Source organism: Nocardioides dubius (genome assembly GCF_039528155.1).
In the GTDB taxonomy this organism is placed as follows: domain Bacteria; phylum Actinomycetota; class Actinomycetes; order Propionibacteriales; family Nocardioidaceae; genus Nocardioides; species Nocardioides dubius.
On the sequence record NZ_BAAALG010000004.1, the window covers coordinates 15801 to 20559 of the forward strand.

The following is a 4759-nucleotide window of genomic DNA, read 5'->3' on the forward strand; positions in this document are numbered from 1 at the left end:
ACCCGGCTGATCGGCAGGTGGAAGATGCTGCCCACGCTGGCGCGCACGGTGCGCGGATGATGCGGATCGACCGAGTTGCCGGCCAGCACGACGCCGGCGGCTCCCGCGGCGTCGGCGGTGCGGATCACCGTGCCGGCGTTCCCGGGGTCGCGGACATCGGCACAGACGGCGACCAGCGTGCTGCCGGCGAGCCAGGTGTCGGCAGCGACGTCCAGGCTACGGCAGACGGCGACGATCCCGGCGGGCGTGGTGGAGTCGGAGAGCGAGGCGAGTGCGCGCTCTTCGACCAGGGTCCAGGGCACCTCGTCGGTGGCCAGCGCGGCGAACTGCTCGGCGGCGGCCGGGGTGACGAACACCTCGAGTACGCGCCCGGGTGTGGCCAGGGCGCCCTCGACCGCCTTGGGACCGTCGGCCAGGAACTGGCCGGACTCGTCCCGAAATGCACGACGGGCGAGCTTCCGCGCGTTCTTGACCCGGTTGTTGCCGCTGCTCAGCGGCACCTGGTCGGTGCGGAAACTCGCCACGTCGTCACGAACAAGCTTGAGATCAGGAGACCCTGATATCAGGCGTTGGCCTCCGCGCGAGGAGCGTTGACGTCCTCGGGCAGGTTGGCCTTGGCCAGCTCCACCAGGGCGGAGAAGGCGGGAGCGTCGTTCACCGCGAGGTCGGCGAGGATCTTGCGGTCGACCTCGACCTCAGCGGCCTTGAGGCCCTGGATGAAACGGTTGTAGGTCAGGCCCTCGGCGCGAGCCGCGGCGTTGATCCGCTGGATCCAGAGCTTGCGGAACTCGCCCTTCTTGGCCTTGCGGTCCCGGTAGTTGTAGACCAGCGAGTGGGTGACCTGCTCCTTGGCCTTGCGGTAAAGGCGCGAGCGCTGACCGCGGTAGCCGCTGGCCCGCTCGAGGACGACCCGGCGCTTCTTCTGGGCGTTTACTGCCCGCTTGACGCGTGCCACTTCATTACTCCTTGATGCTTGAAAAGGTCAGGGGCGGGTCAGAGACCCAGCAGCTTCTTCGCGGGCTTGACGTCGGCCTTGGCCAGCTCGACGGTGCCGGTCATCCGACGGGTGACCTTGGAGGACTTCTTCTCAAGGTTGTGGCGCTTGCCGGCCTTCTCCCGCAGGATCTTGCCCGAGCCGGTCACCTTGAACCGCTTCTTGGCACCGGAGTGCGTCTTGTTCTTCGGCATGGAAATGCTGCTCTCTACTCGCGAACTGCGTGTGAATGGGTACTACTGACTCAGAGGTCGATGTCGGGATCGAGGTTCTCGGAGCGCTTGCGCTCCTTCTTCTGCGCGACCGGGCCTGTCTGGGCGGCCTTGCGCTCTGCATCGACCTCGGCCTGCTCGGCAGCGCGCTCCTCAGCGGCGCTGACCTTCGCGGCCTTGACCTCGAGCTTGGCGTCGGCCTTCTTCTTGTGCGGGCCGAGCACCATGATCATGTTGCGGCCGTCCTGCTTCGGCGAGGACTCGACGAAGCCCAGGTCCGCGACGTCCTCGGCGAGGCGCTGCAGGAGCCGGAAGCCCAGCTCCGGGCGGTGCTGCTCACGACCACGGAACATGATCGTGATCTTGACCTTGTCGCCGGCCTTGAGGAACCGCACGACGTGACCCTTCTTGGTCTCGTAGTCGTGGGCGTCGATCTTCGGACGAAGCTTCATCTCCTTGATGATGACGTTCGTCTGGTTCCGACGGGCTTCACGGGCCTTCTGGGCGTTCTCGTACTTGAACTTCCCGTAGTCCATGAGCTTGCAGACCGGCGGCTTGCCTTGGGGTGCGATCTCGACCAGGTCGAGGTCAGCCTCCTGAGCCAGTCGCAATGCATCGCCCGTGGGAACGATGCCGACCGTCTCGCCATTGGGTCCAACGAGGCGGACCTCGGGAACCCGGATCCGGTCGTTGATGCGCAACTCTGTGCTGATGTGTCCTCCTGGGGCCAGATGTCTGAAGAACGGAAAAGGCTTCCGCTCACCAAGCGGAAGCCAGTCTTCAGGTACCCGGAGGAACCCACTCGCATGAGCCACTGCTCGCGTCTTGCGACGCAGCCAGGGCCTGCGGGACCGGACCCGACGACCAGTGGTCGATGCGGGTGGGAAGCCGAAGCATCCGCTTGGGAGATGGAGTCAGCCGCACGGTGCGCAACCGTTTCCATCGGTCGGTGGTCAAGAGTACAGGGTGTGCCGGGGGTGCGCTAATCGGCGTCGTCGCCCTCGGCGGGGCGCAGCCAGCCCGACTGTCCGTCGACCTCCACCAGCTGCCAGCCCGAGGCCAGGCCGACCAGGTCGTCGCCCTGGACCACGAAGGTGCGCGGCCCGGCGACGTCGAGCACCAGAGCCACCGCGTCGTCCTGGAGCGCCGACTGCGCGGCGACCTGGGCTGGCACCGCGACCGGGCGGGCCTCCGGGTTCCAGGTGCTCAGCGTCTCGACTCCGGAGAACGCGAGCAGCGCGAGCCGGCCGTCGCGGCCCTGCATCAGCACCGCCGCCATGTCGCTGGACTTGTCGTGGGCCAGCCCCTGCTCGTCGTACTCGACCTCACCGAGCATGGCGACCACCGGAACCAGCAGCCGGACCTCCTGCAACGCGCGGAGCACGCCGGCACTACGGGTGCGGTCGGCGGCCCACTCCTCGAGCGCCCGCGTCAGCACCTCGGGGCGCTCGCCGCGATCGTCGGGGAAGTTGCTCTCGATGAGCTGGGCACCAGCGAAGCGATCCGGATTGACCATGATGGCAAGAGCCTAGGTCATCGTGGGGCGACGCCTGCGGCCAGATGTGAAAGCCTGGGGTCATGGACGATCTTGGCTGGCAGGCGCTCGCCGTGGCGCTGACGATCCTCGGCGGCGCCTGGACCTTCTACGCCGCCCGCAACCGCGGCGCTGCCGCCACCGTGCGTGGCGCCGGGCTCACCCTGCTCCCGGCGGCGGCGCTCTTCACCGGCACCCTGGAGATGGTGGGCCGGATGGGCGGCGCGGTCGCCGACTGGGCGACCGGCTTCGTCTTCAGCCCGGTGGTCTGGCTCGGCGTCGCGATGGGCGTCCTCGGACTCCTGCTGCTGCTCGGCGCCGGCTGGCTCGACCGCCGCAGCGGCGGTGGCAGCGCCAAGAAGCCCGAGCACCTGGCGCCCGCGGACCGCGGCGCCCCCGCGATCCCGGACGACCTGGCCGACATCGAGGCCCTGTTGCGGAAGCGAGGCATCACGTGATCGACGCCGAGATCGAGCGCCACCGGCTGAGCACCCGGCTCGCCTCCGCCGTCGCTGCTCATCCCGAGCCGTTGCAGACCCCGGCCATGGTCGTCGACCTCGACGCCTTCGACGCCAACGCCGCCGACCTGGTCCGCCGCGCGGGCGGCAAGCCGATCCGGGTCGCCTCGAAGTCGCTGCGTGTGCCCGCGCTCGTCGAGCGTGCCCTGGCCACCCCCGGCTTCGCCGGGGTGCTCACCTATTCGCTGCGCGAGGCACTGTGGTTGCAGCGCGAGCGTGGGCTGAGCGATCTGGTGATGGGCTACCCAAGCGTGGACCGGGGTGCCCTCGCCGAGCTGGTCACCTCGCCGTCGGCCGCCGCGGCGATCACCCTGATGGTCGATGACGTGGCACAGCTCGACGTCGTCGACTCGGTGCGCTCCTCCAAGGCGGTGCCGGTCCGGATCGCCATCGACGTCGACGCCGGGCTGCGCCTGGGCTCCCAGCACGTCGGCCCCAAGCGCTCGCCGCTGCACGACGCCGGCACGGTGATCGCGCTCGCCGAGGAGATCGACCGCCGTCCCGGCTTCACCCTGGTCGGCGTGATGACCTACGAGGGCCAGGTGGCCGGCGTCCCCGACGACGTGCCCCGCCAGCTCGCCAAGTCGCTGATCGTCCGCCGTCTCAAGGCGGCCTCGATCGACCAGCTCGCCGAGCGGCGCGCCGCCATCGACTCCGCCCTCGCCCGGCTGGTGAAGCTGGAGTTCTGGAACGCCGGCGGGTCGGGCTCGATCGAATCGTCGGCCGCCGATCCGGTGGTCACCGAGGTCGCGGCCGGCTCGGGGCTGCTGGTGCCCGGTCTCTTCGACCACTACCTCTCCTTCCGGCCGCGTCCCGCCGCCTTCTTCGCGGTTCCGGTGGTCCGCAAGCCGACCCCGGAGATGGCCACCGTCGCCGGAGGCGGCTTCATCGCCTCCGGTCCGGCCGGCAAGGACCGGGTGCCGATCCCCTGGCTGCCCCTGGGCCTGGAGCTCACCGGATTGGAGGGGGCCGGCGAGGTGCAGACGCCGCTGACCGGTCGCGCCGCCGCTCGCCTCGCCATCGGCGATCTGGTCTGGTTCCGCCACGCGAAGTCGGGCGAGCTCTTCGAGCACACCCGGCAGGTGCATCTGCTGAGCGGTGCCGAGTTCGTGGACACCGTGCCCAGCTACCGCGGAACGGACAACGCCTTCTGAGCCGCACGAGGGCGCAGCAGCTGAGTGCCCTGCCCTCCCCCGGATGGCTGCTCGACGCCGTGCGCGCGCAGCCGCCGCGCGTGGGCGACGGCCGCCTGCTCTGCATCGACGGACGCTCCGGATCCGGCAAGTCGACGCTCGCGCGCCAGGTCGCCGACGCGGCAGGCGCCGACCTGGTCGAGCTGGAGAGCCTGTACGCGGGCTGGGGCGGGCTGCTCGATGCGCCCGGGCGCGCCGCCGCGCAGATCGTCGGGCCGCTGGCCGAGGGCCGGGTCGCGCGCTATCGCACCTGGGACTGGCACGCCGACGCCTGGAACGGCGTCCGCGAGCAGGCGCCGGTGCCGCTG

8 protein-coding genes are annotated in these 4759 nt (G+C 70.1%); 3 read left to right on the plus strand and 5 right to left on the minus strand.

All coding sequences use genetic code 11. The annotated features are described in order from the left end of the window. From ABD151_RS06240 to ABD151_RS06260, 5 genes are all read right to left on the minus strand, one after another. On the minus strand, nucleotides 1-524 hold a 524-nt coding region (locus tag ABD151_RS06240; protein WP_343992424.1), incomplete at its 3' end, for a TrmH family RNA methyltransferase. Between the two features lie 38 nt (nucleotides 525-562). Further along, on the minus strand, nucleotides 563-955 hold the full coding sequence (gene rplT, locus ABD151_RS06245; protein WP_343992426.1) for a 50S ribosomal protein L20: 393 nt from the start codon (nucleotides 953-955) through the stop codon (nucleotides 563-565). Between the two features lie 38 nt (nucleotides 956-993). Continuing rightward, nucleotides 994-1188, minus strand: coding sequence for a 50S ribosomal protein L35 (gene rpmI, locus ABD151_RS06250; protein ID WP_343992428.1), 195 nt, complete (start codon nucleotides 1186-1188; stop codon nucleotides 994-996). Nucleotides 1189-1238: 50 nt separating this feature from the next. Then, nucleotides 1239-1907, minus strand: a complete 669-nt coding sequence (gene infC, locus ABD151_RS06255; protein WP_343992430.1) for a translation initiation factor IF-3 — start codon at nucleotides 1905-1907, stop codon at nucleotides 1239-1241. 281 nt (nucleotides 1908-2188) lie between these two features. Then, a complete protein-coding gene (locus ABD151_RS06260; protein WP_343992431.1) occupies nucleotides 2189-2722 on the minus strand; it encodes an SseB family protein in 534 nt (177 codons plus the stop codon). A 62-nt stretch (nucleotides 2723-2784) separates the two neighbouring features. Between ABD151_RS06260 and ABD151_RS06265 the strand changes: the two genes are divergently transcribed. The 3 genes from ABD151_RS06265 to ABD151_RS06275 all read left to right on the plus strand — a co-directional run. After that, on the plus strand, nucleotides 2785-3198 hold the full coding sequence (locus ABD151_RS06265; protein ID WP_343992432.1) for a hypothetical protein: 414 nt from the start codon (nucleotides 2785-2787) through the stop codon (nucleotides 3196-3198). After that, entirely contained in the window at nucleotides 3195-4412 is a 1218-nt protein-coding gene (locus ABD151_RS06270; RefSeq protein ID WP_343992433.1) for an amino acid deaminase/aldolase, read from the plus strand. The genes ABD151_RS06265 and ABD151_RS06270 overlap by 4 nt, the downstream gene beginning before the upstream one ends. 80 nt (nucleotides 4413-4492) lie before the next feature. Next, a partial coding sequence (locus ABD151_RS06275; protein WP_486348046.1) for a nucleoside/nucleotide kinase family protein occupies nucleotides 4493-4759 on the plus strand: 267 nt, incomplete at its 3' end.

What these genes read in the sequence shown, in the direction of transcription:
- rpmI (WP_343992428.1), bottom strand. Translation starts at nt 1,188, where the DNA reads ATGCCGAAGAACAAGACGCACTCCGGTGCCAAGAAGCGGTTCAAGGTG.
- ABD151_RS06265 (WP_343992432.1), top strand. Translation starts at nt 2,785, where the DNA reads ATGGACGATCTTGGCTGGCAGGCGCTCGCCGTGGCGCTGACGATCCTC.
- ABD151_RS06260 (WP_343992431.1), bottom strand. Translation starts at nt 2,722, where the DNA reads ATGGTCAATCCGGATCGCTTCGCTGGTGCCCAGCTCATCGAGAGCAAC.